The 26705-nt window shown below is 41.0% G+C and carries 23 protein-coding genes; 7 read left to right on the top strand and 16 right to left on the bottom strand.

Translation table 11 applies throughout. The features are described from left to right. Positions 1 to 6: 6 nt before the first annotated feature. The 8 genes from ppk1 to rpsA form a co-directional block, all read right to left on the bottom strand. Entirely contained in the window at positions 7 to 2085 is a 2079-nt protein-coding gene (ppk1, locus tag GTQ34_RS15050; RefSeq protein WP_166524635.1) for a polyphosphate kinase 1, read from the bottom strand. Then, on the bottom strand, positions 2086 to 2574 hold the full coding sequence (locus tag GTQ34_RS15045) for a SixA phosphatase family protein (protein ID WP_166524634.1): 489 nt from the start codon (positions 2572 to 2574) through the stop codon (positions 2086 to 2088). It abuts the gene before it with no gap. A 12-nt stretch (positions 2575 to 2586) separates the two neighbouring features. Further along, complete coding sequence (pdxH, locus tag GTQ34_RS15040) at positions 2587 to 3234, bottom strand: pyridoxamine 5'-phosphate oxidase (RefSeq protein ID WP_166524633.1); 648 nt, start codon at positions 3232 to 3234, stop codon at positions 2587 to 2589. A gap of 82 nt (positions 3235 to 3316) precedes the next feature. After that, positions 3317 to 4222 (bottom strand): ribonuclease Z, encoded by a 906-nt coding sequence (locus GTQ34_RS15035; RefSeq protein WP_166524632.1) that lies wholly within the window; start codon positions 4220 to 4222, stop codon positions 3317 to 3319. Beyond that, positions 4219 to 4551, bottom strand: a complete 333-nt coding sequence (locus GTQ34_RS15030; RefSeq protein ID WP_166524631.1) for a ribonuclease Z — start codon at positions 4549 to 4551, stop codon at positions 4219 to 4221. The genes GTQ34_RS15035 and GTQ34_RS15030 overlap by 4 nt, the downstream gene beginning before the upstream one ends. A 1-nt stretch (position 4552) precedes the next feature. Next, positions 4553 to 5479 carry an aspartate carbamoyltransferase catalytic subunit gene (locus GTQ34_RS15025; RefSeq protein WP_166524630.1) on the bottom strand — a complete coding sequence of 309 codons (927 nt, stop codon included), beginning with the start codon at positions 5477 to 5479 and terminating at the stop codon, positions 4553 to 4555. Between the two features lie 4 nt (positions 5480 to 5483). Then, positions 5484 to 6023 (bottom strand): bifunctional pyr operon transcriptional regulator/uracil phosphoribosyltransferase PyrR, encoded by a 540-nt coding sequence (gene pyrR, locus GTQ34_RS15020; protein ID WP_166524629.1) that lies wholly within the window; start codon positions 6021 to 6023, stop codon positions 5484 to 5486. Between the two features lie 112 nt (positions 6024 to 6135). Continuing rightward, positions 6136 to 7974 (bottom strand): 30S ribosomal protein S1, encoded by a 1839-nt coding sequence (gene rpsA / locus GTQ34_RS15015; protein WP_166524628.1) that lies wholly within the window; start codon positions 7972 to 7974, stop codon positions 6136 to 6138. A gap of 259 nt (positions 7975 to 8233) precedes the next feature. Between rpsA and GTQ34_RS15010 the strand changes: the two genes are divergently transcribed. Further along, the gene (locus GTQ34_RS15010) at positions 8234 to 8614 is read left to right on the top strand and encodes a LysM peptidoglycan-binding domain-containing protein (RefSeq protein WP_166524627.1); all 381 of its coding nucleotides are present in this window, start codon (positions 8234 to 8236) and stop codon (positions 8612 to 8614) included. A 43-nt stretch (positions 8615 to 8657) separates the two neighbouring features. Here the strand turns inward: GTQ34_RS15010 and cmk are convergent, their stop codons facing one another. Next, a complete protein-coding gene (gene cmk, locus GTQ34_RS15005) occupies positions 8658 to 9350 on the bottom strand; it encodes a (d)CMP kinase (protein WP_166524626.1) in 693 nt (230 codons plus the stop codon). 45 nt (positions 9351 to 9395) lie between these two features. Continuing rightward, the gene (gene lon, locus GTQ34_RS15000) at positions 9396 to 11846 is read right to left on the bottom strand and encodes an endopeptidase La (RefSeq protein WP_166524625.1); all 2451 of its coding nucleotides are present in this window, start codon (positions 11844 to 11846) and stop codon (positions 9396 to 9398) included. Positions 11847 to 12063: 217 nt separating this feature from the next. Between lon and GTQ34_RS14995 the strand changes: the two genes are divergently transcribed. Genes GTQ34_RS14995 through GTQ34_RS14980 form a run of 4 tightly spaced genes read left to right on the top strand, consistent with a single transcriptional unit; the run spans position 12064 to position 15019 of the window. Beyond that, positions 12064 to 12621, top strand: coding sequence for an RNA polymerase sigma factor (locus GTQ34_RS14995; RefSeq protein ID WP_166524624.1), 558 nt, complete (start codon positions 12064 to 12066; stop codon positions 12619 to 12621). An 8-nt stretch (positions 12622 to 12629) separates the two neighbouring features. Continuing rightward, positions 12630 to 13190: a hypothetical protein gene (locus GTQ34_RS14990; RefSeq protein WP_166524623.1), complete on the top strand. Its 561-nt coding sequence runs from the start codon at positions 12630 to 12632 to the stop codon at positions 13188 to 13190. Continuing rightward, positions 13171 to 14259 carry a DUF4097 family beta strand repeat-containing protein gene (locus GTQ34_RS14985; RefSeq protein ID WP_166524622.1) on the top strand — a complete coding sequence of 363 codons (1089 nt, stop codon included), beginning with the start codon at positions 13171 to 13173 and terminating at the stop codon, positions 14257 to 14259. The genes GTQ34_RS14990 and GTQ34_RS14985 overlap by 20 nt, the downstream gene beginning before the upstream one ends. Before the next feature lie 34 nt (positions 14260 to 14293). Further along, complete coding sequence (locus tag GTQ34_RS14980) at positions 14294 to 15019, top strand: head GIN domain-containing protein (RefSeq protein WP_166524621.1); 726 nt, start codon at positions 14294 to 14296, stop codon at positions 15017 to 15019. Positions 15020 to 15093: 74 nt separating this feature from the next. Here the strand turns inward: GTQ34_RS14980 and GTQ34_RS14975 are convergent, their stop codons facing one another. The 6 genes from GTQ34_RS14975 to GTQ34_RS14950 form a co-directional block, all read right to left on the bottom strand. After that, on the bottom strand, positions 15094 to 16419 hold the full coding sequence (locus GTQ34_RS14975) for an MFS transporter (RefSeq protein WP_166524620.1): 1326 nt from the start codon (positions 16417 to 16419) through the stop codon (positions 15094 to 15096). A 106-nt stretch (positions 16420 to 16525) separates the two neighbouring features. Continuing rightward, positions 16526 to 17335, bottom strand: coding sequence for a M48 family metallopeptidase (locus tag GTQ34_RS14970; RefSeq protein ID WP_166524619.1), 810 nt, complete (start codon positions 17333 to 17335; stop codon positions 16526 to 16528). Between the two features lie 42 nt (positions 17336 to 17377). Beyond that, complete coding sequence (locus GTQ34_RS14965; protein WP_166524618.1) at positions 17378 to 19777, bottom strand: glycoside hydrolase family 31 protein; 2400 nt, start codon at positions 19775 to 19777, stop codon at positions 17378 to 17380. A 96-nt stretch (positions 19778 to 19873) separates the two neighbouring features. Beyond that, positions 19874 to 21769, bottom strand: a complete 1896-nt coding sequence (gene glgB, locus GTQ34_RS14960) for a 1,4-alpha-glucan branching protein GlgB (RefSeq protein ID WP_166524617.1) — start codon at positions 21767 to 21769, stop codon at positions 19874 to 19876. After that, the gene (locus tag GTQ34_RS14955; protein WP_166524616.1) at positions 21757 to 23376 is read right to left on the bottom strand and encodes a trehalose synthase; all 1620 of its coding nucleotides are present in this window, start codon (positions 23374 to 23376) and stop codon (positions 21757 to 21759) included. Before GTQ34_RS14955 ends, glgB begins: the two co-directional genes overlap by 13 nt. A 16-nt stretch (positions 23377 to 23392) precedes the next feature. Then, the gene (locus tag GTQ34_RS14950) at positions 23393 to 25333 is read right to left on the bottom strand and encodes an alpha-1,4-glucan--maltose-1-phosphate maltosyltransferase (RefSeq protein WP_166524615.1); all 1941 of its coding nucleotides are present in this window, start codon (positions 25331 to 25333) and stop codon (positions 23393 to 23395) included. A gap of 169 nt (positions 25334 to 25502) precedes the next feature. Between GTQ34_RS14950 and GTQ34_RS14945 the strand changes: the two genes are divergently transcribed. Further along, positions 25503 to 26081: a collagen-like protein gene (locus GTQ34_RS14945; protein WP_166524614.1), complete on the top strand. Its 579-nt coding sequence runs from the start codon at positions 25503 to 25505 to the stop codon at positions 26079 to 26081. 107 nt (positions 26082 to 26188) lie between these two features. Then, positions 26189 to 26686: a peptide-methionine (R)-S-oxide reductase MsrB gene (gene msrB, locus GTQ34_RS14940; protein ID WP_166524613.1), complete on the top strand. Its 498-nt coding sequence runs from the start codon at positions 26189 to 26191 to the stop codon at positions 26684 to 26686. Positions 26687 to 26705 lie beyond the last annotated feature (19 nt).

The following is a 26705-nucleotide window of genomic DNA, read 5'->3' as shown; positions in this document are numbered from 1 at the left end:
CGGCTTTTAAGATTCCAACTTTTTCTGGTAGTACTCGTAAAGGGCAAATTGAGATCTTATCTCGGAATTTCCTTCCTTACGTTTTCGATAGGCATTGTCCTGTTTATCAGAAAAAACTCGGGCCTTAACATTATCACTCCAAGAAATCTCAAAAGTATCCAAAAGCTCCTCTTTGATATCCGGGTCATAGATTGGACAGCCCACCTCCACTCTGAAATCGAGATTTCGAGTCATCCAGTCGGCTGATGAAATGAACACTTTGGGGTTTCCTTCGTTACCAAAGATAAATACCCTTGGGTGCTCCAAGAATTTGTCCACGACACTGATGGCTTCAATATTTTCGCTCATTCCCTGAACTCCTGGAACCAAACAGCAGATACCGCGGATAATCAGCTGAATCTTGACTCCCGCCCTGCTCGCCTCGTACAACTTGTCCACCATTTTATATGAGGTAAAACTATTCATCTTAACCTTGATATAAGCTTCCTTGCCTGCCTGGGCATTGGCTATTTCGTCATCAATAAGCTTAATAAAGGTGAATTTGGTGTAGTGTGGGGAAACTATAAGGTGTTTATACTTGTAAATTTTATAATTGGTCTCAAAGAAACCAAAAACCTTGCTCATGTCCTTCAAAATGCCTTCATGGGCAGTGAACAGTGTGTAATCCGTATAAATCTTCGCTGTGGATTCATTAAAATTTCCTGTACTTACAAAGCCATACCTTTTAATGATTTCGCCTTCTTCCCTTTCAATCATACATATTTTGCTATGTACCTTGAGTCCTGGTACTCCGAAAATTAAATTGACCCCCTCTTCCTGCAACTGGTTGGCGTATTCAATATTGGCTGTCTCGTCGAACCGAGCCTGTAGTTCAATTTGTACGGTGACCTGTTTTCCATTTTTAGCTGCATTGATCAGCGCAGACGCCACTTGACTGTCATCGGCCAACCGGTAAACAGTAATTTTGATGGTGCGCACTTTTGGGTCTAAGGCCGCCTCTCTTAAAAATTTGGTGACATAGCTGAAGGATTGATAGGGGGTATAAATCATATAATCTTTTTCCGCAATCAGGTCCAAAAGACTTCCCTGCATGCTGAAGCCCTTTACCGGTAGGGGTTCAATTTTGTCGTACATCAAGTCTTGCCGTCCCAAACTAGGAAAACCCATGTAGTCCCTTCTATTATGATATCTGCCACCAGGAATCACGCTATCCGTGTCCTCAATGTTCATTTTTTCTTTTAAGAACTGAAGTGTATCCTTATCAATGCTTTTATCATAGACGAAACGAACGGGATCACTTATTTTACGACTTTCTACGCTCGACGATATTTTTTCGATGAAGCTTTTTGTAAGATCGTTATCTATATCAAGTTCTGCATCACGTGTAATCTTGATCATGTGGGCCGAAATGGAATCATATTCAAACATGGTGAACACGCTGTCCAAACAAAATCGAATCAAATCATCCAGTATAATTATGTAGTTTTTATCCCCTTCTTTCGGAAGCACCACAAAACGGTCTATACCCTTCGGAATTTCAATTAATGCGTATCTATTCGGTCCATTGTTGTTGAAATTATCTTTTTTCATTACCATTTTTACGGCCAAATAGGCAGCTGTATCCTTAAGCAATGGAAATTCAGTGAGATCGTTCAAGATAATGGTCATCAACTCTTGGTTCACCTTTTTGAAGTAGTAGTCCCTAATGAATTCAGCTTGTTTTCCATTGACTTCTTGTTCGGTGATAATGAAAATGTTTTCCTCTTTTAGCTCTTTTTCAATACTTCTTAGTATTTCTAAACTTCTAGCCTGCTGGGCAATCACAATTTTTGTGATTTCTTCCAGCAAATCTTTAGCTTTTTCACCTCCCAAAACACTCTTACCTGTTTTTCCTGCATCTACAATGCGTTTAACAGTTGCATACCGCACCTTGAAAAACTCATCTAAATTATTACTGAAAATCCCCAAAAATCTCAGGCGGTCAATCAAGGGTACATTTTTATCAGCACTTTCTTGAAGCACCCTTGCATTGAAATGCAACCAGCTTATCTCTCTGTTGATGTATTCGTTTTTAACCTTGACCATTTAATGCTTTAAGTGTTTTGGAAATATGATTTGTTCAGTGGTTCCCCTTGAGATTTGTGCCCAATTATTTTCTCTAAACGCAATATGGACCAAACCAGCGGTTGGAACATTCTCAATATACTTATCTCCCCATGCATTTGCAAGTGATGTAAAGGCATAGTTATGGCCAAAAATGGCGACTGTGCCCAAGGTGTTGTCCAGTCGATTTACGAACTGCTCCACACTATGTCCTGAAAAATCATATAGTGCCTCGTTTACCTTAAACTGTTCCAAACTAAATCCTTGGTTTCTTAGAAAAATCATACTGGTATGCAAGGCCCTATTGGCGGGGCTGGAATATGCATGATCAATTGTCCTGGGAGCGGTTCCAAACTTTTTGGCCACCAAATGGGTATCGTTTATACCTCTTTCTTTAAGCGGTCTGTCTTTGTCCGAAACATCGTAGTCCCAAGAGGATTTACCATGCCGCATTAAAATCAAATGTTTCATGTTGAATTGCGTTTAAGGTGCCAATCGTTCCATTTTCCAGTCCAAATCTTCCTGAAGCGTATATCTAATGCGGTCGTGCAGCCTGTTGGGACGCCCCTGCCAGAACTCTATGGAAACAGGGCGCACCAGATAGCCTCCCCAATAGGGAGGTCTCTTAATTTCCTTGCCTTCATATTTTTTTTCCAACGCGGCCAATTCTTCTTCCAAATATTCTCTAGAGTCGACCACCTCACTTTGATTGGAGACGATAGCACCTAATTTACTGCCATCTGGTCTGGATTCAAAGTAACCATCCGAGAGGTTTTCGGGTATTTTTTCCGCAGTTCCCTTGATTATGACCTGGCGTTCTAAATTGGGCCAAAAAAAGGAAAGACATACCGATGGATTTTTTTCAATGGCCTTGCCTTTTTCACTCGTGTAATTGGAGTAGAAAATAAATCCTTCATAGGTATATTTTTTCATTAGGACCACCCTGCTTTTGGGAAAACCGTCCAAACCAATAGTACTGATGGTCATCGCATTGGGTTCTTCAAGGCCATCGGTGGCCTCGACTTCAAAAAACCATTTTTGAAATTGCTGCATTGGGTTCGCATCAACAGTGTTCTCCGTCAAAGAACTCCTTTTGTAAGCCTTTCTATAATTGCTCAGGTCATTTTGCATGGATATCAATCTCGTTTACCATCAAATTTCAACAAAAGATAGGAAATGGAAAAGGCCTAGGGCCGTGTTTTTACTTTTTTTATTATATCTCAAAAGTTTTGCCGTCTTCGGCCAATACAACTTTGGGAAATTCCTTTTGGGCTTCTTCCTTAAATAGTTCTATGGATTTGTAACGCGTGGAATAGTGCCCCAGAATCAATTGACCTGCACCAGCCAATTTGGCTATGGTTCCTGCCTGTTTTGAAGTTGAATGTTTGGTTTTGGCGCAAAGCCTTGCTTCGGTCTCCAAAAAGGTAGACTCGTGGTAAAGTACATCCACATTTTTAATTAGGGGCACTATGGATTCATTATATGCTGTGTCACTACAGAAAGCGTAGCTCTTTGGTTTTGGAGGATCAAAAGTTAGTTTTTGATTGGCAATCACGTTACCATCCTTACTCATGCCATCTTTCCCACTTTTTATTTTGATAAATTGACTCTTATCTATCCCATATTTTCTGGTAGCCTCAACATTCAAAGTGCGGGGCAATGGCTTTTCTTTGAACACGAAGCCATTGGTATACACCCGGTGATCTAGTGGAATAGTGTGCACAATTACTTTGTCATCTTCAAACAATAGTTCGGAACTTTGGGAACTGAGTTCATGAAAGACTAAAGGGTAATTGGTCCATGAATCGCCCAACTTCAACAATATGGTAATCGCTTCCTTGATGCCCTTGGGGCCATATATATGAAGTTCCGTTTCCCTACCGAGCAACCTGAACGTGGAAATCAATCCCGGTAACCCAAAAAAATGATCGCCGTGCAAATGGGATATGAAAATATGTTTGATTCTGGAGAATCTGATTTTGCACTTTCTAAGCTGCACTTGCGTTCCCTCTCCGCAATCGATTAGAAAAAGATGGTTCTTTACTTCGAGTACTTGTGAGGTCGGGTTTGTAAACGTTCTTGGAGTTGCCGAGTAACAACCTAAAATTGTTAATCTCATAAATCCAAATCGCGTTCTATTTCCTCCATTTCGATAAGGTCCCTGGCTTCCTGCAGTGTAGGCGCCACACTCATTTCATCCGGCACTTCATCATAGGAAACCCTGTCGGTTACCAATACGAATGATTTCTTTGAAGCCTTATGGGTATTGGAAATATCTAAAAATTCAAGCATATCGTTAGCGGTGAGCTTACTGAACGAAAAAAGATTTACAATAATATTATCGTGTTTTAATTTGGGATATGCTCTTTTTAAATTTTCCAAGAAGGTCGCTAAGGAAGTTTTTTCCTGGAAAACAATCGTGGTTGTTCCTTCTTTGTCGAAAATCATTTTACTTAATTTTTGATGCCAATAAATAGAGTACTGCCATGCGAATTGCAACCCCATTCTCCACCTGTTCAAGAATAATGGATTGGTTGGAATCCGCAACATCACTTGTGATTTCCACTCCCCGATTTATGGGTCCGGGGTGCATGACCACAATTGATTTGTCCAAACTGTTCAACAGTTGTTTGTTCAATCCAAATTGCTGGGTATATTCCCTTGTAGATGGGAAATAGCTGATATCCATTCTTTCACGCTGCACGCGGAGCATATTGGCCACATCACACCATTCCAATGCTTTTCTCAAATCTGTTTCAACTGTTACTCCCAATGATTCTATGTGCTTTGGGATTAAGGTTCTAGGACCACAAACTTTTACCTGCGCCCCTTGCAACTTAAGGGCAAAAATATTGGACAAGGCCACTCGGGAATGCAATATATCCCCCACGATGACCACATTTTTACCTCCAACATCCCCCAGTTTTTCACGAATTGAATACGAATCCAATAAAGCCTGAGTCGGGTGTTCATGGGCTCCATCCCCAGCATTCACTATGGAGGCATTCACATGCCTTGCAAGAAAAATTCCAGCTCCAGGATTGGGGTGCCGCATAACAACCATATCCACTTTCATGGACAAAATGTTGTTTACGGTATCTATGAGCGTTTCTCCTTTCTTAACCGAGGATTGTGATGCGGAAAAATTCACTACATCGGCAGATAGCCTTTTTTCGGCTAGTTCAAAAGAGAGCTTGGTTCGTGTGCTGTTTTCAAAAAAGATGTTGGCTATGGTAACATCTCGTAAGGTAGGCACCTTTTTAATAGATCGATTGATGACTTCCTTAAAATGGTCCGCCGTTTCAAAAATGAGCTTAATATCCTTTTCATTAAGGTATTTTATTCCCAGCAAGTGGTTCACACTCAATTCGCTCATCACATTATTTGCTAACTAAATACACAATATCCTTTCCATCATTCTCTTTCCACATCACCTTTACTTTTTCTTCATTTATGGCATCCACCTGCCTACCTCTATAATTGGGCTGAATGGGCAAATGTCTGCTGAATCTTCTATCAATCAAGGTGAGTAATTCGATACCTGCCGGCCTACCAAAGGATTGGATAGCGGTCAACGCTGCCCGAATACTCCGACCTGTATAAAGCACATCATCAATGAATACCACCTTCTTATCTTCAACGAGGAAGTTCATTTCGGTAGTATTTGCCGTCAAAGTCCTATCCAAGCGTCCAAAGTCGTCCCGAAAAAATGTGATATCCAAAAATCCCAAAGCAATGTGTTTTATCTTGTATTCCTCTTTGAGGATTTTTGCCAGTCTTTCTGCAAGAAAAACTCCTCGCGGCTGGATTCCAATTAAAGCAGTATTGCTAAAATCCAAGTGGTTTTCTAGGAGTTGACAGGCCAAACGGTGCAATATAATGTGGATTTCCTTTGAAGTAAGCAGTACTTTTTGACTCATTTGCGTTGCGACCGACTCAGTTGTAAACAAAAGTAATCAATTCTTTAGAATGTATTGGGCAAAAAAAGCCCCGCCTAAAATGGCAGGGCTTTAATTCTGTATGGTAACGTGATTACTTCTTCTTTGAATCTGCTTCCATTTTGTCCTTCAAGGCCTGCAACTGTGAGTTGGCATCACCAAGGGTCGGCGCCGCTTCGTCTGAAGATACCGCTCTTTTCTTGGCTGCTTTCACATTGCGATTCTCTTGCTCCCTAAAGATAGCGGTATGGCTGGCCACAACACGCTTAAAATCCTTATTGAATTCAATGATCTTGAATTCGGCCTCTTCACCTTTTACAAGCTTTTTACCGTCTTCTTTTTCCATATGTCGAGAAGGTACAAAACCAACAATATCTTCGTTGAAGTTAATAGTGGCTCCTTTGTCCACTACCTCAGCAATTGCTGCTTTGTGAACCGTTCCTTCAGCAAACTCCTTGGAATATTTGTCCCATGGGTTCTCTGTGGTCTGCTTATGGCCCAAGCTCAACTTTCGGCCCTCAACATCCAATTCCAATACTTCAACCTCCAAGGTATCACCTACATTGACAAACTCAGACGGGTGCTTAATTTTCTTGGTCCAAGAAAGGTCAGAGATATAAATCAATCCATCAATTCCCTCTTCCATTTCAACAAACACACCAAAGTTGGTAAAGTTTCTTACAATACCTTTATGTCTTGAACCGACGGGGTATTTGGAAGTAATATCGGTCCATGGGTCAGGGGTCAATTGCTTGATGCCCAATGACATTTTGCGATCTTCTCTATCCAAAGTCAATACAACGGCTTCTACTTCATCACCAACTTTTACAAAATCTTGTGCAGAACGCAGGTGGGTTGACCAAGACATTTCCGAAACATGGATCAAACCTTCAACGCCTTCGGCTACTTCGATAAAGGCACCGTAATCAGCAATAACGACTACCTTACCTTTTACCTTGTCGCCTATTTTAATCTCATCCCCAAGCGCATCCCATGGATGCTTCTCCAATTGTTTAAGGCCTAGTTGGATTCTGGATTTGTTATCATCAAAATCAAGGATGACCACATTCAGCTTTTGATCCAATTCCACAACCTCGTTGGGGTGATTGATCCTACTCCAAGAAAGATCGGTAATGTGAATAAGTCCGTCTACACCTCCAAGGTCGATGAACACACCGTACGAAGTGATGTTCTTGACCACACCTTCCAATACCTGGCCTTTTTCCAATTGACCAATGATCTCCTTCTTCTGTTCTTCGATGTCCGCTTCAATCAATGCCTTGTGTGATACAACCACGTTCTTAAATTCATGGTTGATCTTAACCACTTTGAATTCCATGGTCTTGCCTACATATTGATCATAGTCACGGATTGGTTTTACATCAATTTGTGAACCAGGTAAGAATGCTTCGATACCAAATACGTCCACAATCATACCACCTTTGGTTCTACATTTAACAAAACCAGTTACAATTTCCTCTTTGTCATGAGCATCATTTACCCTATCCCATGCTTTGATGGTCCTTGCCTTTCTGTGGGATAATACTAGTTGCCCTGTTTTGTCCTCACGAATATCGATAAGTACCTCGACCTTGTCCCCTACTTTAAGATCAGGATTGTACCGGAACTCGTTCAAGGAAATAACACCTTCGGACTTTGCATTGATATCAATGATTGCCTCACGGTCTGTCATGTGAACTACCGTTCCTTCAACTACTTCCTCGTCGGCAGTATCCACGAAATTTTCCTCTACAAGTGCTTCAAATTCCTTGAGCTTTTTATCGTCAACGCGCTCAATTCCTTCTTCGTACTTTTCCCAATCAAAGTTTTCCAAAAATTCTTTCGGGTCCTTTTGGGTCTGGGTTTCTTCTTTTACTTCTTGTGCTGTTTCAACAGTTTCCACTGCATCAACATTTGTCTTTTCTTCAGCCATGCGCTGATTTTTAATTTGTATTCCGCGTTTTACAAGAGTTAAACAATTACCGCGAAAGGGTTTTTAAATACTTTTTACAAATTCCTTTTTCCTCTTGTTTTTTGTCAAAAAGGAGTGCAAAAATACAACTAAATTCTTGTTTCGCAAAGCTTAAGGAGCATAGCTTTGGAGAATGTGAAAGTATAACCGAAATTTAATGGCAAAATATGTTGATAATACCTATATTGAAAATTCTAATTATTAACTAAAAAATACGAGTATGAGTGTAAAAGCAAAATATCAACCTGTTTTGGATTTAGGTGAAAAATTAAGCATCAAAGATGGGGATGTAAGTGAGGAAGGTGGCGTACTAAAAATAAAGGGGACCGCAGGTACCCAGTACGAGAAAAACTTGATATGGGACAAAATCAAGGAAATTGGTGGTGAAAGCCCATCTGACATTAAGGCGAACATTGGTGTTGAAGATGATTCGGTATACCACAGACATACTGTTAAAAGTGGAGAATCCCTAAGCAAAATTGCCAAACACTATTATGGCGATGCTATGAAGTACAATAAAATTTTTGAAGCCAACACGAACATCCTTAAAAACCCGGATTTGATCCATCCCGACCAGGTTTTGGTTATTCCAAATCTATAACAGACAAATTTCTTAAATTAAAAAGGCGTCTCATGGACGCCTTTTATTTTTGTTTTTGGATTAACCGGAGTGCATATCCATGTACTCTATTATACTGCTCTTGTAATCCCATATCGCTGTTGTCCAGTTCAATGGCATCTACTGCTTTTCGTAGTGGTGAAACCTCACGGGTGGAATCTATCCGGTCCCGTTCCCTTACATTTTTTAGCACTTCTTCATAGGTAACCTGTTCCCCTCTTCCCAACAATTCTTTGTAACGTCTGGCCGCCCTTGTTTCAGCGGAAGCCGTCATAAACAGTTTTAATTCCGCATCTGGGAAGACCACCGTGCCAATATCCCTCCCATCCATGACCACACCTTTGTCCTTTCCCATTTGCTGTTGCATTTGCACCAACTTTTCGCGGACCTCCGTTATTGCGGCAACCTTGCTTACCTGCCTGGAAACCTTCATGGTCCTGATTTCCTTTTCCACATTTTTGCCATTCAAATACATATCTGAACGGCCGGTGGTCGGATTGGGTACGAACTCGAGATTGATTTTGGGTAAATGGGCTATCAAAGCTGGGGCATCAACATTGTGGTCAGTAAAGCCTTGATCTATTGCATAATGGGTGACTGCACGGTACATGGCCCCCGTATCCACATATACATAGCCCAATGCAGTCGCCAACTGTTTGGCTATTGTGCTTTTTCCGGTGGAGGAATACCCATCTATGGCTATTGTTATCTTTCCCATTGGTTAAAAATAGGGAGAAAAGGAGTAACTATTCATCAATTTGTATTACAGCTCCTTGGCATTTTTAACCCTTCGATCTGTTATGGCGATATCCACCACTTCGCTCATATCGGTCACATAATGGAAAGTAAGTCCTTTTAGGTATTCTTCCTTAATTTCCTCAATATCCCTTCTGTTGTCTTCACAAAGGATTATTTCTTTTATCCTGGCCCTTTTTGCAGCCAGTATTTTCTCTTTGATACCGCCTACAGGCAACACTTTGCCACGCAAGGTGATCTCTCCGGTCATTGCTAAACTTTTCTTTACTTTCTTCTGTGTGAACAGCGACACCAGCGAGGTCAGCATGGTAATACCCGCGCTTGGACCATCTTTCGGAGTGGCTCCTTCCGGAACGTGGATATGTACATTGTATTTCTCAAACACATCGGCATCTATACCAAATGTCTCTGCATTGGATTTGATATATTCCATGGCAATGGTTGCAGATTCCTTCATTACCTTGCCCAGGTTTCCTGTAATGTTCAGGTTTCCTTTTCCTTTGGACAGTATTGATTCAATAAAAAGTATATCCCCTCCAACACTTGTCCATGCCAGTCCTGTCACCACTCCGGCCACTTCGTTGTTCTCATATTTATCACGTTCCAAGCGTGCTGGACCCAGTATTTTTTCTACATCTTCATTAGCGACCTTAATATTATACTTCTCTTCAATGGCAATGGACTTGGCAGCATAGCGTACCATTTTGGCCAACTGTTTATCCAATCCCCTTACCCCTGATTCACGAGTATACCCTTCCACTATTTTTTCCAATTGTCGTTTGCCAATTTTCAAATCCTTGGTTGAAAGACCATGTTCCTTCAATTGCTTTGGCAACAAATGTCGCTTGGCAATCTCCACTTTTTCCTCAATGGTATATCCGGTAACATTGATGATCTCCATTCGATCCCGCAATGCAGGTTGAATGGTGGACAGACTATTCGCAGTGGCAATAAACATGACTTTGGAAAGGTCGTACCCCATTTCCAAGAAGTTGTCATGAAAATCATTGTTCTGTTCAGGGTCCAAAACCTCCAACATGGCAGAAGAGGGGTCCCCTTGATGACTGCTGGAAAGTTTATCAATCTCATCCAAAATAAAAACCGGGTTGGATGTCCCCGCCTTTTTTATACTTTGTATTATTCGACCTGGCATTGCCCCGATATAGGTTTTTCGGTGTCCCCTAATCTCGGCTTCATCACGGAGGCCACCTAACGACATGCGAACATATTCCCTACCCAAGGCTTCGGCAACGGATTTCCCCAAGGAAGTTTTACCCACCCCTGGAGGTCCATATAAACAAAGTATTGGCGACTTCATGTCGTTCCTTAGCTTCAAAACGGCCAAATATTCAATAATTCTCCGCTTAACATCTTCTAGACCGTAATGATCTCTATCCAATATTTGTTGGGCACGTTTAAGGTCGAACTTGTCCACTGAATACTCATTCCATGGCAGGTCCAAAATCAAATCCAGATAGTTGCGCTGAATGGAATATTCGGCAACTTGGGGATTCATTCGCTGCATTTTCCCAAGCTCGCGTTCAAAGTGCTCTTCAACTTTTTTGGACCACTTTTTGTCTTTTGCCTTGCCCCGCATTTCATCTACCTCTTGCTCGTACGACATTCCGCCCAACTCTTCTTGGATGGTCTTCATCTGTTGATGCAGGAAATATTCGCGCTGTTGCTGATCCATATCACTCCGCACCTTGGACTGAATATCGTTTCGTAGCTCCAATTTTTGAAGCTCCATATTCATATATTTCAAAGTGGTAAGTGCCCGTTCCTGCAAATTTGGAATTTCCAGCAGCTTTTGTTTTTCAGCTACATTCAGATTTAGGTTTGAAGAAACGAAGTTTATCAAGAACGAGTTGCTCTGGATATTCTTGATAGCAAAAGTGGCCTCACTGGGAATGTTTGGGTTGTCCTTTATAATTTTAAAGGCCAACTCCTTTATGGAATCGATTATGGCCTCAAATTCCTTGTTGTTGGTTTCAGGACGTACCTCTTCCGCCTCTGCAACCTTTGCGGTCAAATAGGGTTTTTCTGTTAGGATGCTCTCTATTTGAAAGCGTTTTTTTCCCTGAATTATCACTGTGGTATTTCCGTCGGGCATTTGTAATACCCGTAAGATTCTGGCCACTGTACCCATGGTGTTAATATCCTCAACCCCGGGGTTTTCAGTTTCTTCGTCCTTTTGGGCCACCACACCAATGGTCTTGGAGCCATTATTGGCATCTTTAATGAGGTTTATGGACTTATCTCGACCAGCTGTAATCGGAATTACAACGCCAGGAAAAAGTACCGTATTCCGCAGGGGTAAAATGGGAAGCACTTCTGGAAGATCTTCCTGGTTCATCTGTTCCTCATCCTCAGGAGTCAGCAACGGTATCAGTTCTGCATCTTGGTCCAGCCCTTGTAATTCTATATTGTCAAAATTTGAAATTTTCATTTCTCCCATATCATCTTTTCGGTCATTTTGTCATAAAGGACAAAATTTCACTTCTGTTGTTAGTCTTTCGAACCTAAACAATCTTCTGAAAATCAACAGAATTACTAGATTCAAAGCTCATTTACTACACATAGATGGCAATTCCCATGCCATTAAAATTTATTTTTTTACAAATAAGTGTAACAATTGATAAATTCATACCTCTATAAGACAAACCATTCATTTTTTGAGCCACCAAAATGAACATATTGATACGTTGCTCGACTTATGTCGCGAAGGAAAGCAAAGTGCGCAAATGGAAGTTTATAACCGCTATTACAAAGCTATGTACAATGTTGCCTATAGAATCGTAAAAAACCCAGCAGAAGCGGAAGACGTAATGCAGGAATCCTTTTTGAACGCTTTCACAAAGTTGCACACATTTAAAAGGGAGGTAGCCTTCGGGGCCTGGTTAAAGCGAATCGTAATCAACAATAGCATCCATCACTACAAAAAACAACAAAAGAACAGAGCAGTGGATTTGAACGAGATAATGTACAAGGTCGAAGATAATGAAGCGGTTACGCCCAATAACAGTGGTTTTACGGAACTGAAGGCTCAAAAAGTGATGGAAACCATGAAAAGTTTGAAGGATAATTACAGAGTTTCTTTGACCTTACATTTAATAGAAGGGTACGACTACGAAGAAATAAGTGAAATAATGAACATTAGCTATGCTAATTGTAGAACTACAATTTCGAGAGCGAAACAAAGCTTAAGGAAAAAATTGACCGTAAATGCTTGATGATGAATATGGAAAAGGACAATATTGAACAACTTTTTGAACGTCTGCAAGGGCAGATTGATTTTGAAGAACCGGTGACAGGACACAGCGAGCGGTTTATGGAAAAACTGCAGAAACATAAAGGGGCCATTCCGCTACGTAGTAGAAAAAATACTTGGTGGAAATCGTTGTCCATAGCAGCATCCTTAGCACTTATTGCCATATTGGGCCTACAGGTGTTCAATATCGAACCCAATATCAAGCAACAGGTGGTAAAAATAGCGCCCGAGGTATCCGATACCGAGTTTTACTTCGCAAGTTTGATAGAAGAGCAAGTGCAGCTTTTAAAGGATGAAAAAACACCCCAGACCGCACAATTGGTGGACGACACACTGATGCAATTGGAACATCTGGAAGAGGACTATAAAAAATTGGAGCAAGACCTTGTAAATGGTGGCGACAGCAAAATTATTCTCAATGCCATGATCAATAATTTCCAAATAAGAATAGATCTGCTCAAAGAAGTGTTGGGCAATATTGAAAACATTAAAAACTTTAATTCTTACGATGATGAAAACATTACTATATAAGAGCAGCCTCTGGACATTCATGCTGATTCCATTGTTCCTATCTGCGAACATGGACAAATGGAAAGGTAGATATACCAAGGAAAAAACAATTAAAAAGGAGTTCAAGGTAAATTCAAACGCGCTTTTTAAAGTAAAGAACAGCTACGGAAACCTGAACATCACTTCTTGGAATGAAGACAGAGTGGTGTTAGAGGTGCACATCAAAACCAACGGCAACAACGAGGAAAAGGTCCAGGAAAGACTGAATGAAATCGATGTTGATTTCGAACACAATCCCAATTTGGTCTTTGCAAGAACTATTTTTGGAGACAGAAACAACCGCTGGGGCTGGTGGGGAGGCAGAAAAAGGGTAAGTGTACAGGTGAATTATACCATAAAACTACCCGTAAAAAATAATATAAACCTTAATAACGATTACGGTAACATCTATCTAGACCGCATTGATGGTCATGCCAAAATCAATTGTGATTACGGGAAAATTGATATTGGTGAGCTACGTGGCAGAAATAATGAACTCCGTTTTGACTATACATCAAGATCGAGCTTTGGTTTTGTAAATAGTGCAGAAATAATAGCCGACTATTCGGGTTTTACTATTGAAAAAGCAGGAAATCTGGCGATAAAAGCGGACTATACCAACGCGGTTATCAATAAGATGGAAGATTTGGAATATTCAAGCGACTATGGCTCTCTCGAGGTTCATGAATTGCACAATGCCGATGGTGTCGGCGATTACATCGGGGTAAAGCTGGGAACTATTCATGGCAATGTAAACATTACCTCGGATTATGGGTCCTTAAAAATTGAGGAAATGGCACAAGATGCTGGTGATATTACCATTAAAAGTGACTATACGGGAATCAAAATCGGGTATAACCCACAGTACCATTTTGATTTTGAAATCTCAACAGATTATGCAGGAGTTAGCGGAAAAGATGCTTTTGAAATAAATGTAAGCAAGGAAAAATCAAATGAAAGATACTATAAGGGTTACTATGGAAGTGAAAATTCAGGGAACATGGTCAGCATTACCAGCGACTATGGTGGAATAACCTTTAATCAAAACTAAAAATCAAATCAAAAAACTATTCTAAAACACAATCATGAAAAAAATCATCACACTAGGATTGGCATTGTCCCTAACAGTAATAGCAAATGCACAATGGGGCAAAAGAATAAAAGGAAACGGGAACGTGGTCACCATAGAACGCTCGGTGGGTGATTATGAAGCCATTGGTTTGGCCGGATGGTTCGATGTAGAGCTAGTAGAAGGCCGTGAAGGGGAGATTACCCTAAAGGGTGAATCCAATTTATTAGAGTATATCAAAACTGAGGTGAAGGATGGAAAACTGCACATTAAAAAGGAAAAAGGTGTTAATCTTCGTCCATCCAGTTGGGGCAACTCCATATTGATAATCGTTCCGGTGGAAGAAATCAACTCCTTGGCCCTCTCTGGTTCTGGGGATATTGTGGGCAAGACAACTTTAAAATCAGATGACTTCAGTGTAAGTATTGCAGGGTCTGGAGATATTGATATTGATGTAGAAGCTGAAGAAGTGAGTGCATCTCTCTCGGGGTCTGGAGACATTGCCCTATCGGGAAAAACCTCCAACCTTGATGTACAAGTATCTGGTTCAGGAGATGTAAAGGCCTTTGAATTGGAGGCTGAACATGTTGATGTTCAAATATCGGGGTCAGCCGATGTAAAGGTCACTGCAAATCAATCCCTAAATGCAAGGGTATCCGGGTCAGGAGATATCGTTTACCGGGGAAATCCAACAAAAATAAATACCAAAGCCTCAGGTTCTGGGGACATCACAAAAGGATAAATCAGGAGTTTATCACCAATCAAAAACACAATCAAACAAAGGTCTTGAATTTTCAAGGCCTTTTATTTTGGGGGTCATTTATTCTCCTTGTTCACACGGGTTAACAAAAATAATCCCACCAAAAAGAAGAGCCCCAAAAAAATAGTGCTGTTTCTCATACTTCCTGTTATTTGGGCCACTGCGCCATACAAAAAAGTTCCAATGATGATTCCTATTTTTTCGGCCACATCATAAAAACTAAAGAAGGACGCCGTATCTGTTGTTTCAGGCAAAAACTTGGAATAAGTAGATCGTGAAAGCGCCTGAATACCACCCATAACAATACCTACCAACCCGGCAGCTATGTAAAAATCCATTGGGGTAATAAGAAAATAGGCGTAAATGCACAACAAAACCCAAATCATGTTTATTACTATCAAACTCCTTATGTTGCCAAAAATTCTTGAAGCTCTTGCAGTGACTGTTGCACCCAAAATGGCAACAATTTGTATTACCAAAATACTAATGATAAGTCCTGTAGTCCGCTCGCTGTCCGACCCCCAACTGATTTCCTCTTCCCCAAAATACGTAGCAATCAACATGATGGTCTGTACAGCCATACTGTAGACAAAAAAGGCTCCCAAAAAACGCTTCAATCGGGTTTCCGTTCCCAGTTGCCTCCATACACCTTGTAATTCTTTAAATCCATTGAGGACAATATTGGTGGGCTCACCTTGCCTTTTGTTCCCCTTGGGAAGATGTGCAAAAGTGTACTGGCTAAACAATATCCACCATACCCCTACTGAAATAAATGAGTATTTCATCGCCTTAATTTCGGCGACCTCACCACCACTGTCCGTAATTCCAAAAACGGCAGGCTGCATCACCATGGCCAGGTTAAAAACCAACAAAATAACACTTCCTACATATCCTAAAGAAAAGCCCTTGGCACTTATACCATCTTGCTGCTCGGGATAGGCTATATCTGGTAAATACGAGTTGTTGATGGCAAAACTGACCCAGAATCCAACCAATCCAAAAAAGTAACAGGTCAATCCCAAATATATATTCTCCAGTGAAAACCAATAAAGTCCGATACAGGAAAGTGCACCCAAATAGCAAAAAAACTTGAGGAAAACTTTTTTATTGCCCATATAGTCGGCAATGCCGGACACCAATGGAGTGACCAGTGCAATGAACACAAAAGCTAAGGATGTTACATAGCTTATTAATGGTGCCCTGGCTATCTCGCCGCCAAAAATGACTACTTTTTCAATTCCGGCCACACGAAAAAGAGCCCCATAAAATATGGGGAAAATAGCGGAGGAAATTACCAGACTGTAAACGGAATTGGCCCAATCGTAAAATGCCCAAGCATTCAATAATTTTTTACTTCCTTTTATGGCCAGCACTTTTGTCATAGATAGGCTTAAAAAAATGTCGTTCTGGTCTCATGAAAGAGTGCTTATAGTAACAAGCGGTCTCTTCAGATGCCCAAAATGACATTTCTGTGTTATACTTTTCAAACTATTTGAATGAGGTAACCCCGTACTTGGCCGCTTCCTGCTTTGCTGCAGGTGCCCAAGCTGTCAGATTGTTGATTCTGGTATCGTTGGAAGGGTGTGTGCTTAAAAACTCAGGAGGGGCCTGACCTCCTGCTTTTGCTTTCATTCTTCGCCAAAGGTCTGCTGCTTCATCAGGATTATAGCCTGCAATGGCCATAATCTGTAATCCAATACGGTCCGCTTCGGTCTCATGGCTTCTGCTGAACGGGAGCATTACCCCCACAGTGGAACCCAAACCATAGGCTTGATTGAACATGTTTCTTTTTTCTGGATCTTGAATTGCTACATTACCAGCAACGGCGCCAATTTGCTGTAACATCCCCGCACTCATACGCTGGGCTCCATGATCTGCCAAGGCATGGGCAACTTCATGTCCCATAACCACTGCTACTCCAGTTTCATTTTGTGTAATGGGCAAAATTCCCGTGTAGAAAACAATTTTACCACCAGGCATGCACCAAGCATTCACTGTTTCATCTTTAACCAAATTATATTCCCATTTATAATCTTTCAGGTATCCCGGGTATCCGTTCGCATTTAACCATCTTTCAGCTGCCGAGGAAATGCGTTGGCCCACACGGGTTATCATCTGTGCTTCGGAAGTGCCTGTTACCACATTATTCTCGTTCAGAAACTGATCATATTGGGCAAAGGCCATAGGAAAAATTTGGCTGTTTGGATAAAAATTCAACGTGCTTTTACCGGTAAAGGGGTTCGTTTTACACGCTGCAACACCCATAAAAATGACTATGGCTAAAATTAATTTTTTCATGACGTTTTTAGTATTTAGTCGACCGAGGTAAAATACAAAAAATTATTTTCCGATAATGTGCAATTCGGTGAAATCCTTGCTGATTTCAATCGAATTGTTTCCATTCAGTTTTATATCTTCCGGGCTGACCTCCTCGTTGTCCACCTCAACAATACCAATGGTAAATGGAAGACCATGAAAGCTAAGTTTGAATATGTCATACGTGGTGATATAATTGCCATCTTTGAACTGCTGAATGATCAATTCGTTTTCTTTTCCCCTTAATCTAAACCTTCGCAGACTGAACCTTCCTTTTTTGTAATCGTAGCCATCTTGCTGATCTTCGTAAACTTCGGAGTTTTCCATTCCTTCTTTGAAGTATATATCTATTTCGAGTTCCTTTATCTCTTTTTCTCCCACATATTGTTGTACGGGATATTTTGGAATCATGGCCCCCTCTTTTATGTAAAAAGGAATTACATGCAAAGGAGCAGAAACCCATTTTTCAACGCCACCTGAGATTACCTCATCGGTCCAATAATTATACCAATTTCCTTTGGGAAAGTACATTCTTCTCCCCTGAGCGTTGGGTTCCTGAACAGGACACACCAACATCTGCTCACCAAATAGGAACTCATCGGTCCTGAAATGGGTTTGTGTATCCTCTTGGTCATAAAACACCAACGATTGAATCATTGGCAAACCATCTTTTATATATTTATAGAATGTGGTATAGATATAAGGCAACAACTTGTACCTCAACTCAATAAACTTTCGAACAATACCGGTGATTTCTTGCCCAAAGGACCATGGTTCTTGGTCTCCATGATCTCCGCTTGAGTGTACTCTGCAAAAAGGATGAAAGATAGCCAGCTGCATCCAACGTGCAAAAAGCTCTCCGTTGGGCTGCTCGGCAAAACCACCAATATCTGATCCTACAAAAGAGTAACCGCTCAGTGCCATGCGTTGCATTTGTACATTGGCAATCCATAAATGTTCCCAAGTAGCTACATTATCACCAGTCCATGTGGCACAATACCGTTGAGTTCCAGAATAAGCCGCCCTAGTAAGTACAAAAGGGCGTTTAGGAAAGGTATATTTCTTTATCCCATTGTATGTGGCACGTACCATTTGCATACCGTAAACATTATGTGCCTTTCGATGGCTACAACGATGCCCATCATAATCATGGCGCACATCCAAATTCGCAGTTTTGGTGGGAACTTCCATCACAGCGGGTTCGTTCATGTCGTTCCAAACTCCATGGACGCCCATATCGGCAATCATTTCCTTGTACAGTCCCGCCCACCATTCTCGAACTTCGGGATTTGTAAAATCGGGAAATTTGCATTCTCCTGGCCATACTTTTCCCTTAAAATGAGGTCCATCGGCCCGTCTACAGAAATATTCATTTTCCATAGCTTCTTGGTATACCCAGTAATCACGATCAATCTTGATTCCTGGATCTATCATGGTCACTGTCTTAAACCCATCTGCTTCCAGTTCCTGAATCATTTTTTTAGGATCGGGAAAACGTTGTTTGTCCCAAGTGAAGCATCGAAAACCATCCATGTAATCTATATCCAAATAAATGGCGTCACAAGGTATTTCCAGTTTCCTAAAGGTTGCGGCTAGATCTTTTACCTTTTTTTCAGGATAATAACTCCATTTGGACTGATGGAATCCCAAGGCCCAAAGGGGGGGAAGTTCAGGAACCCCCGTTAAATCGGTATAAGCTTCCACCACCTGACCCATTTTGGGCCCGTAAAAAAAGTAATAGTTCATCTCTCCGCCATCTGCCCAAAAGCTGGTTACATTTCTCTTCTCATTGGCAAAGTCGAAATAAGTACTGAAAGAATTATCGAAAAAAACACCGTAGGCCATGTTTTGATTCAATCCTACATAAAAGGGAATGGCCTTGTACAACGGTTCCTGATCTTTGCCGTAGGCATAGGAGTCGGTTACCCAATTGTTCACTCGCTTTCCTTTAAGATTGGTATGCGAAGCCTTATCACCCATGCCATAGTAGCTCTCGCCAGAATGGCATACTTTACTCATCTTAACTATGTTACCCCCATAATCATAGTTCTCCTCCCAATGAAAACCCAGTTCGTCTTCCGAAATAACAGTTCCTTCCTTGTCAGTTATTTTTACTTTAAGATTGGATTTTTTTATGTGGATGTTGATTTTTGAAGTCGAAACTATGTACGCGGCTGTTTCCTCTTCGACGGAAAGTTCATTATAACCGGAATTCACATCATCATTCAGTGCATATGAAAAATCCGGTTCGAAAACATGCTCGGTGGCATAACGAAACCGGATGGCACTATCGCGCAAAATGGTAAGTTCCAGAATAACTCCATTTTGGGTGGTAAAATGAAGTTTGTCATTCTCCTGTTTGAAATCTACTATGTGGTCGGGTTGTTGGTTTCCCCGCTTTTCTATTTCCGTGTTGGTAATCATTAGTCAGTTAATTGAGCCTAACAAAAGAAACACATTCAACCGAGAAATTAAAGGGATGTTAACAACATTGACACTACAACGTTTTCGTCCAACTGTTCATCGGTAAATAACAACACCGAGCGGAGGAAGTGTCATTGTAACAGAGTGTTCAAATCCGTTCCATTCCTTTGATGAGGGCTTAAGCGTCTTCTTGCCCATTCCACTGCCAGAATACTTGGTGTCATCACTATTGAAAATCAATCTCAACTGTTTGTCTTTGGGCACCCCTACCCTATAATTCTCTCTTGGTACCGGGGTAAAGTTACAGGCGATGATCAAATCATCCTTGGGATCGTTTCCTTTTCGGATATAGGTCAAGGTGGTATTTTCGTGGTCGTTGTGCTCAATCCACTGAAACCCCTCAGGACTAAATTGTTTTTCGTAAAGTGCCGGATTGCTGCGGTATACCTTGTTCAGGTCCTTGACAAGCTCCTGAATTCCGGAATGAAAATCATATTGGGTCAGATGCCAGTCCAAGCTTTCTTGAAAATTCCATTCGGAAGATTGGCCGAACTCGGCTCCCATAAAAAGTAGGTTTCCACCGGGATGGGTGAACATGTAACCAAAAAGTAACCTGAGGTTGGCAAAACGTTGCCACTCATCGCCAGGCATGCGATACAGTAGGGACTGTTTCCCATAGACTACTTCATCATGGGAAAATGGTAGCATAAAGTTCTCCGTAAAGGCGTACGTCATGCTAAAGGTTATGTCATTAAGGTCATACGATCGGTAAATGGGTTCTTTTTTAAAGAATTCCAATGTGTCATGCATCCAACCCATCATCCACTTCATGCCAAAACCAAGTCCACCTAAATGCACAGGTTTGGTAACTCCTGAAAAGGCAGTAGATTCCTCAGCAATGGTCTGTACTCCTTTAAAACTGGCGTAGACCTCAATGTTCATTTCACGGATGAAGGACATGGCCTCCAAATTTTCATTATTTCCGTACATATTGGGCTCCCATTCCCCATCCTCTCTCGAATAATCCAAATAGAGCATGGATGCCACGGCATCCACCCGGAGTCCGTCCACGTGAAATTGATCGAGCCAAAAAGCAGCGTTGCTGATAAGGAATGCTCTCACCTCATTTCTTCCATAGTTGAAAATGAGACTTTTCCAATCAGGATGATACCCCCTTCGGCTATCAGGGTGTTCATAAAGATGTGAACCATCAAAAAAACCAAGACCATGGGCATCTTCCGGAAAGTGGGAAGGAACCCAGTCCAAAATTACCCCTATTCCTTTTTGGTGGAATTTGTCCACCAACATTTTAAACTCCTCGGGTTTACCAAATCGAGAAGTTGGGGCAAAATAGCCCGTTAATTGATATCCCCAAGAAGGATCGAACGGGTATTCCATAACCGGCATGAACTCCACATGGGTAAATCCCATTTCGTCCACGTAGTTTACCAAATCCTCACCCATTTCATCATAGGTGAGAAACTCTTGTCCATTTTTCTTCTTCCAAGAGCCTAAATGCACTTCATAAACTGAATACGGCCTGTCCAACCCATTGTGCTTTTCGCGTTCACCCATCCATTTTTCATCTTTCCATGAATAAGGTGCATCCCAAACCAATGAAGCTGTTTTGGGGGGTTGCTCACAGTATCTCGCAAAAGGATCCGCCTTTTCTGTCCAAATGTCGTTGTTATATGATTGTATCTTGTATTTGTATTTGGTGCCTTTATCAACTCCCGGAATAAATCCTTCCCAAATACCACTTTCGTCCCAGCGCACCATAAGCTCGTGCTCTCCTGCATTCCAATGGTTAAAATCACCAATAACGGAAACTGATTTTGCAGAAGGTGCCCAAACGGCAAAATAAGTGCCATTTTCGCCATCTACCTGCGTCAAATGGGAACCCAATTTGTTATAAAGCCTAAAATGCTTCCCTGATTTGAAAAGATTGATATCGAAATCTGTAAAGAAACTATGTGGAACTACTTTTGCCATTGTTGTGTGTTGTTAATTATACTCATTATGCCCCGCAACGGAATAACCGCCCATTGAGGCCTTGAATTCATTTCGTAGCCCAATTCGTAAACGGCCTTTTCGAGCATGCAATACTCCAAAAGGAAGACGCGTTCTTGGGCGTAGCCAATGTTGATGTTGTTTGTTTGAATCAATTCAACATAGGTGTTTAAAAACACCCCTATGAAATAGGTGTACAGAATCTCCCCCGCATGGAAGAGGTCTTCTTGTGAATAGGGATATTTTCCTTCGTTATTAAAAATAGTGGCATAAATGGCATAGTGAAAAGAGCGGAAAATGCCTGCCACATCTTTCAATGGTGGTTGTTTCACTTTTCTGTCCCGAATGGTACTTTCGGGTTCTCCCTCAAAATCCAATAGGTAAAAATCATCATCTTTTACCAAAACCTGACCAAGGTGGTAATCGCCATGCACACGGATTCGTTCCCCCTTGAGCTTGGTCCAATCAAAACCAATAAAACGTTTTCTAATTTCATTTTTACGCTCTAAAAATTCTTCGGCCAGAGTTGCGGACAGCCCTTCCAATTTATCAAAATTGTTTTCTACCGTATTGAGACGATTCTGAAATTGATAGAGCAATCTATTTTTAAGCCAAACCTCATAGTCTCCATTAAAACGCTCAGGCGTAAAGGCGGTTTCCTCAAATTCCGAACCTAGGGCAACATGCATTTCGGCAGTTCTTTTGGCCAAGGTCTGTAGTTTCAAAAAAATGCTTAGCCCCGCCCAGTCGATTATTTGCGGAGGGACATCGGAAATCTGCAGTAGTTTGAAAAGTTGCGTTTGGGGTAAAGAGCGAACATCTATTCGTTTTCGTTCCAAGGATTGAAAAATATCATCAATTTCCTTTAACATGTAATCCCAGGCATCGCCGTTGTTCGGCAACAATTCTTGCATCAAAGCTATGGTGATATTGGCATTATCGGAATCAATAATGCTCAAACTACCCATATAAGCCGGCGTATTCCGATATTCCTTTTTTTCGGAAAGAAAACGGCTCATTTCGTAGTCCGGATTTTTATCGGCATAAATACGCCTAAAAAACTTGATCACGTATTTGTCGTTCATGATAATGGAAGTGTTGCTCTGTTCCATTCCCATAAAACGTGAAGATTGGTATGCCGTATCCGTAAAGTTCAAACTTTTATGGTATCGTACTCGCGTAGTGTCATTGGGCTCCGCATTAATCAAACGTTCAAAGACCAATTTTCTAAATGCATCAAGATTCAAGGCATCTATAATGTATCCTTCCTGTCCGTTTAAAATAAGTGGCAATATCCGGTCCTTTTTGGCAAATTTTTCGTCAGAAACAAAGGCAATGGGCAAAAAATAATGTTGATAGAAAGCTTCCTCAAAGTTTACTTCAAGAATAAGCCCATAATAAACCTCGCCATGCTGTTGAATCCTAAAGTGCTCAGGAAGTTCAATGTACTTTAGCTTACTTGATTTACCTCCATACCAACGCTGGCGAAGAACATACTCCTCAAGTACGGTAGAGAGAAAAACCTGCGTAAATCCTTCATCTTCCAAAAGGTTTTCCCAAGCAATATTGAATTCGTACGGTGGCTTCAACTAAATTATTTTTTGTTTACTCCTTTATTATTTGAAATATGTGAAAGGGTACGTTTGGATGTAATTCTACAAAATTCCATTCGTCATACCAATGGTATTCCTTTTCGGTGATAAGGTCTTTCATCCTTACCCCATGTCCGTGAATGGGTTCCAAATCGTACCAAGGAAACTGCACGTTACCCTGTATCACATGGTGTGGGTCCATGCTGATAACAACCAATAAATGATCGGTCTTGTCATCATCCCATTTGTAAAAAGCTATCATGTTGTCATGCTGTGTAACACAAAATTTGATATTATTGGTTTGCTGCAACGCACCATGTTCATGTCTGATTGCATTGATTTTAGTGATGTAATGGGTCAAATTGTTCTCTATGGTCCAATCCCAATGTCGAATTTCATATTTTTCACAATCCAAATACTCTTCTTTCGGGGGCAATTGCTCGGTAACCATATATTCGAAAACCGGGCCATAAATTCCAATATTGCCACTTAATGTGGCAGCCAAACTATATCGTATCAAATGCATGGATTCATTGGCGCCCTGCAAATGATAGGGGTTGATATCTGGTGTATTGGGCCAAAAATTGGGTCGATAATATTCCCGCATATCAGTTTGTGTCAATTCAGTGACATACTCCGTGAGCTCATGTTTGTTCACCCTCCAAGTGAAATAGGTGTAGGATTGTGAAAATCCTTGTTTGGCCAATTGTTGCATAACCTTGGGGCGAGAAAAGGCCTCCGCCAAGAAAAGTACATCGGGATGGTCTTTCTTTATTTCCGAAATTAACCAATTCCAAAAGTAATAGGGCTTTGTGTGCGGATTATCGACTCGGAATACTTTAACGCCAAATCCAATCCAATGCAGCACAATGCTCAAAAGTTCCTGCCAAAGTGCTTTATATGCCTTTGTCTCAAAATAAAAATTGACAATATCCTGATACTTTTTGGGTGGATTTTCGGCATATTGAATGGTTCCATCCGGTCTTTTTCTGAACCACTCCGGGTGTTCAGTGATATAAGGATGGTCAGGAGCAGCCTGAAATGCAATGTCCATGGCTATTTCAATTCCCAAATCCTTTGCTTTCTTAACCAAGCGTTTAAAATCGCTTTCCTTTCCCAATTCAGGATGGATGGATTTATGCCCTCCATGCTTGGAACCAATCGCCCAAGGCACTCCAGAATCTCCTTCTTGCGCGCTTACGGTATTGTTTTTCCCTTTTCTGTTCACCTCGCCTATAGGATGAATTGGTGGGAAATACAGGGTATCGAAGCCCATTTTGGCTATACGTGGTAACAACGCCTCGCAATCCTTGAAGGTGCCATGGGTATTTGGCGTCGGTGAGGCAGAACGTGGAAAGAATTCGTACCATGTACTAAAGTTGGCCTTTTTCCTATCCACATAGACTTTTAAGATTTTGGTCTCGTTTGCCAATACCCGCTGCGGATACTTAACAAACCAATCGTGTAGTTTTTGGGAGACTGCATTTTTTAGGGCTTCATCATACTTTTCAGGATCTTTGAATTGATCCATCCATTTTTTTAGTGTGTCGCTGTCATGCTGAGTTACTTTTCCAGATAGGTACTTCAAATATTGAACACCCTCCAACAACTCGCTTTTTAAGTGCTGGCCATCTTTCAGTTTTGCCTCAACCCCATGTTGCCAGTTTAGGGCGTAATCCACCCAGCCCTTTAACTTATATTCGTAAAAACCTTGTTTCTTTACTTGAAAAGAGCCACTATAAATATCATTGCCATCATGGTGCATACGAACCTGGACAAAGTTTTTTTCTTTTTCATGGCGATAAAGAAGCTCCGCTTGTATCACATCATGGCCGTCGGGTAAAATATCTGCAGTTACATGCAACTTTTCGCCAACGACTCGTTTTACAAAAAATTCACCACAATCCAGTTGTGGCTTAACATTATCGATTACAACGCGCTGCTGCCTGAGCATAATTTTAAATTAGTCGGTCCGTTTTGATAAATATAGAAATTAAACCAAATAATCAGTGGCAAACCCTCTTTTTTCTTGATGTGCTTTTTTAAGGTGTTATAATTTATGGAACGCTTTTTGATTTAGGACATGGGACAAAGGAAAATACAAATCAAAAAAATCAGAAATCATGAAAAAATTCAATACAATTATTGGTGCACTTGTTGTTCTGTTCATCGTTTCCTGTGAAGGCCCACAAGGACCTCCAGGACCTCCAGGGTTTGACGGCGCGCCAGGTTTAGATGGCTTGGATGGAATACAGGGACAGGTGGTTGAGGTAGATGGCGTAAATTTTGATTACGATGTAGATGGCAATATCTTCAGTACGTTGATCACTTTTAGTGATGTGACTAATTTTGAAGTGTTTGAGTCCGACGCAGTTCTAGTATATCGATTTGACGGTCTTATCGATTTAAATGATGGCAGTACTGCCGATGCATGGAGCCAGATTCCCCAAAGTTTTTTCCTGCCTGAAGGAACCATTCAATATGTTGCAACTCACACATTTTTGGATGTGGAGATTTTTATTGATGGAAATTTTGACCTATCGGCCCTTGATACCGCATTTACGGATAACCAATTATTCCGAATTGTTTTTGTGCCAAGTGAGTTTGCCAATTCCTCGGAAATAGACCTCTCCAATATTCAAAATGTAATGACTGCACTTGGCATTGAAGAAATTGGTGTTCAAAAACTTGACCTGCAATAATTCTTTAAATAGTACATATAAAAAGTCCTGTTGTTTTCAATAGGACTTTTTTGTTTTTTATTTTTGATAGGAATAGATTGAAAACTCGTCTAAATACTAAAATAATAATGGGGAAAAAATTGCTGTGGATTGCCTTTTTTGTCATCGTCGGATGCAAAGGCATTTCCCAAGAAGAGAAAAACGACATCAAAAAGGAAGAAAAAGTATTTCCTGTCACCAAAACGGATGCGGAATGGCGGGCCGAACTTACCGATATGGAATATTATGTTCTCCGAAAGGCAGCCACTGAAAATGCCTTTACCAGCGAACTACTGAACAATAAAGAAAAAGGCACTTATGTTTGTGCCGGTTGCGGTACGCCTTTGTTTGAAAGTAAACATAAATTTGATTCAGGTACCGGTTGGCCCAGTTTTGATAGGGAAATTGAGGGCAACGTAGCCTACGACGTAGATTACAAAATTGGTTATGCACGTACGGAGGAACACTGCGCCACTTGCGGTGGTCATTTGGGTCATGTGTTCAATGACGGCCCAAGGGAAACTACTGGAAAAAGGCATTGTATAAATGGGGCAGCCCTTGATTTTGTTCCAGCTTCAGTAAATTAAGCTCTCACAAAAAGTATCG

Origin of the sequence: Flagellimonas ochracea (assembly GCF_009903685.1) — a bacterium.
Classification (GTDB): domain Bacteria; phylum Bacteroidota; class Bacteroidia; order Flavobacteriales; family Flavobacteriaceae; genus Flagellimonas; species Flagellimonas ochracea.
Note: the sequence above shows the minus strand (reverse complement) of the source record. Positions and strands in the feature narration are given on the sequence as shown.

Excerpts from the sequence above, each read along its gene's own strand:
- GTQ34_RS14950 (WP_166524615.1), bottom strand. The coding sequence starts at position 25,333 with ATGCTCAGGCAGCAGCGCGTTGTAATCGATAATGTTAAGCCACAACTG.
- GTQ34_RS14965 (WP_166524618.1), bottom strand. The coding sequence starts at position 19,777 with ATGATTACCAACACGGAAATAGAAAAGCGGGGAAACCAACAACCCGAC.
- GTQ34_RS15030 (WP_166524631.1), bottom strand. The coding sequence starts at position 4,551 with ATGATTTTCGACAAAGAAGGAACAACCACGATTGTTTTCCAGGAAAAA.
- rpsA (WP_166524628.1), bottom strand. The coding sequence starts at position 7,974 with ATGGCTGAAGAAAAGACAAATGTTGATGCAGTGGAAACTGTTGAAACA.
- GTQ34_RS14985 (WP_166524622.1), top strand. The coding sequence starts at position 13,171 with ATGAAAACATTACTATATAAGAGCAGCCTCTGGACATTCATGCTGATT.
- cmk (WP_166524626.1), bottom strand. The coding sequence starts at position 9,350 with ATGGGAAAGATAACAATAGCCATAGATGGGTATTCCTCCACCGGAAAA.
- GTQ34_RS14975 (WP_166524620.1), bottom strand. The coding sequence starts at position 16,419 with ATGACAAAAGTGCTGGCCATAAAAGGAAGTAAAAAATTATTGAATGCT.
- glgB (WP_166524617.1), bottom strand. The coding sequence starts at position 21,769 with ATGGCAAAAGTAGTTCCACATAGTTTCTTTACAGATTTCGATATCAAT.
- GTQ34_RS15025 (WP_166524630.1), bottom strand. The coding sequence starts at position 5,479 with ATGAGCGAATTGAGTGTGAACCACTTGCTGGGAATAAAATACCTTAAT.
- GTQ34_RS14945 (WP_166524614.1), top strand. The coding sequence starts at position 25,503 with ATGAAAAAATTCAATACAATTATTGGTGCACTTGTTGTTCTGTTCATC.
- GTQ34_RS14990 (WP_166524623.1), top strand. The coding sequence starts at position 12,630 with ATGGAAAAGGACAATATTGAACAACTTTTTGAACGTCTGCAAGGGCAG.
- ppk1 (WP_166524635.1), bottom strand. The coding sequence starts at position 2,085 with ATGGTCAAGGTTAAAAACGAATACATCAACAGAGAGATAAGCTGGTTG.
- GTQ34_RS15045 (WP_166524634.1), bottom strand. The coding sequence starts at position 2,574 with ATGAAACATTTGATTTTAATGCGGCATGGTAAATCCTCTTGGGACTAC.
- lon (WP_166524625.1), bottom strand. The coding sequence starts at position 11,846 with ATGGGAGAAATGAAAATTTCAAATTTTGACAATATAGAATTACAAGGG.
- GTQ34_RS15010 (WP_166524627.1), top strand. The coding sequence starts at position 8,234 with ATGAGTGTAAAAGCAAAATATCAACCTGTTTTGGATTTAGGTGAAAAA.
- GTQ34_RS14970 (WP_166524619.1), bottom strand. The coding sequence starts at position 17,335 with ATGAAAAAATTAATTTTAGCCATAGTCATTTTTATGGGTGTTGCAGCG.
- GTQ34_RS15035 (WP_166524632.1), bottom strand. The coding sequence starts at position 4,222 with ATGAGATTAACAATTTTAGGTTGTTACTCGGCAACTCCAAGAACGTTT.
- GTQ34_RS14980 (WP_166524621.1), top strand. The coding sequence starts at position 14,294 with ATGAAAAAAATCATCACACTAGGATTGGCATTGTCCCTAACAGTAATA.
- pdxH (WP_166524633.1), bottom strand. The coding sequence starts at position 3,234 with ATGCAAAATGACCTGAGCAATTATAGAAAGGCTTACAAAAGGAGTTCT.
- pyrR (WP_166524629.1), bottom strand. The coding sequence starts at position 6,023 with ATGAGTCAAAAAGTACTGCTTACTTCAAAGGAAATCCACATTATATTG.
- msrB (WP_166524613.1), top strand. The coding sequence starts at position 26,189 with ATGGGGAAAAAATTGCTGTGGATTGCCTTTTTTGTCATCGTCGGATGC.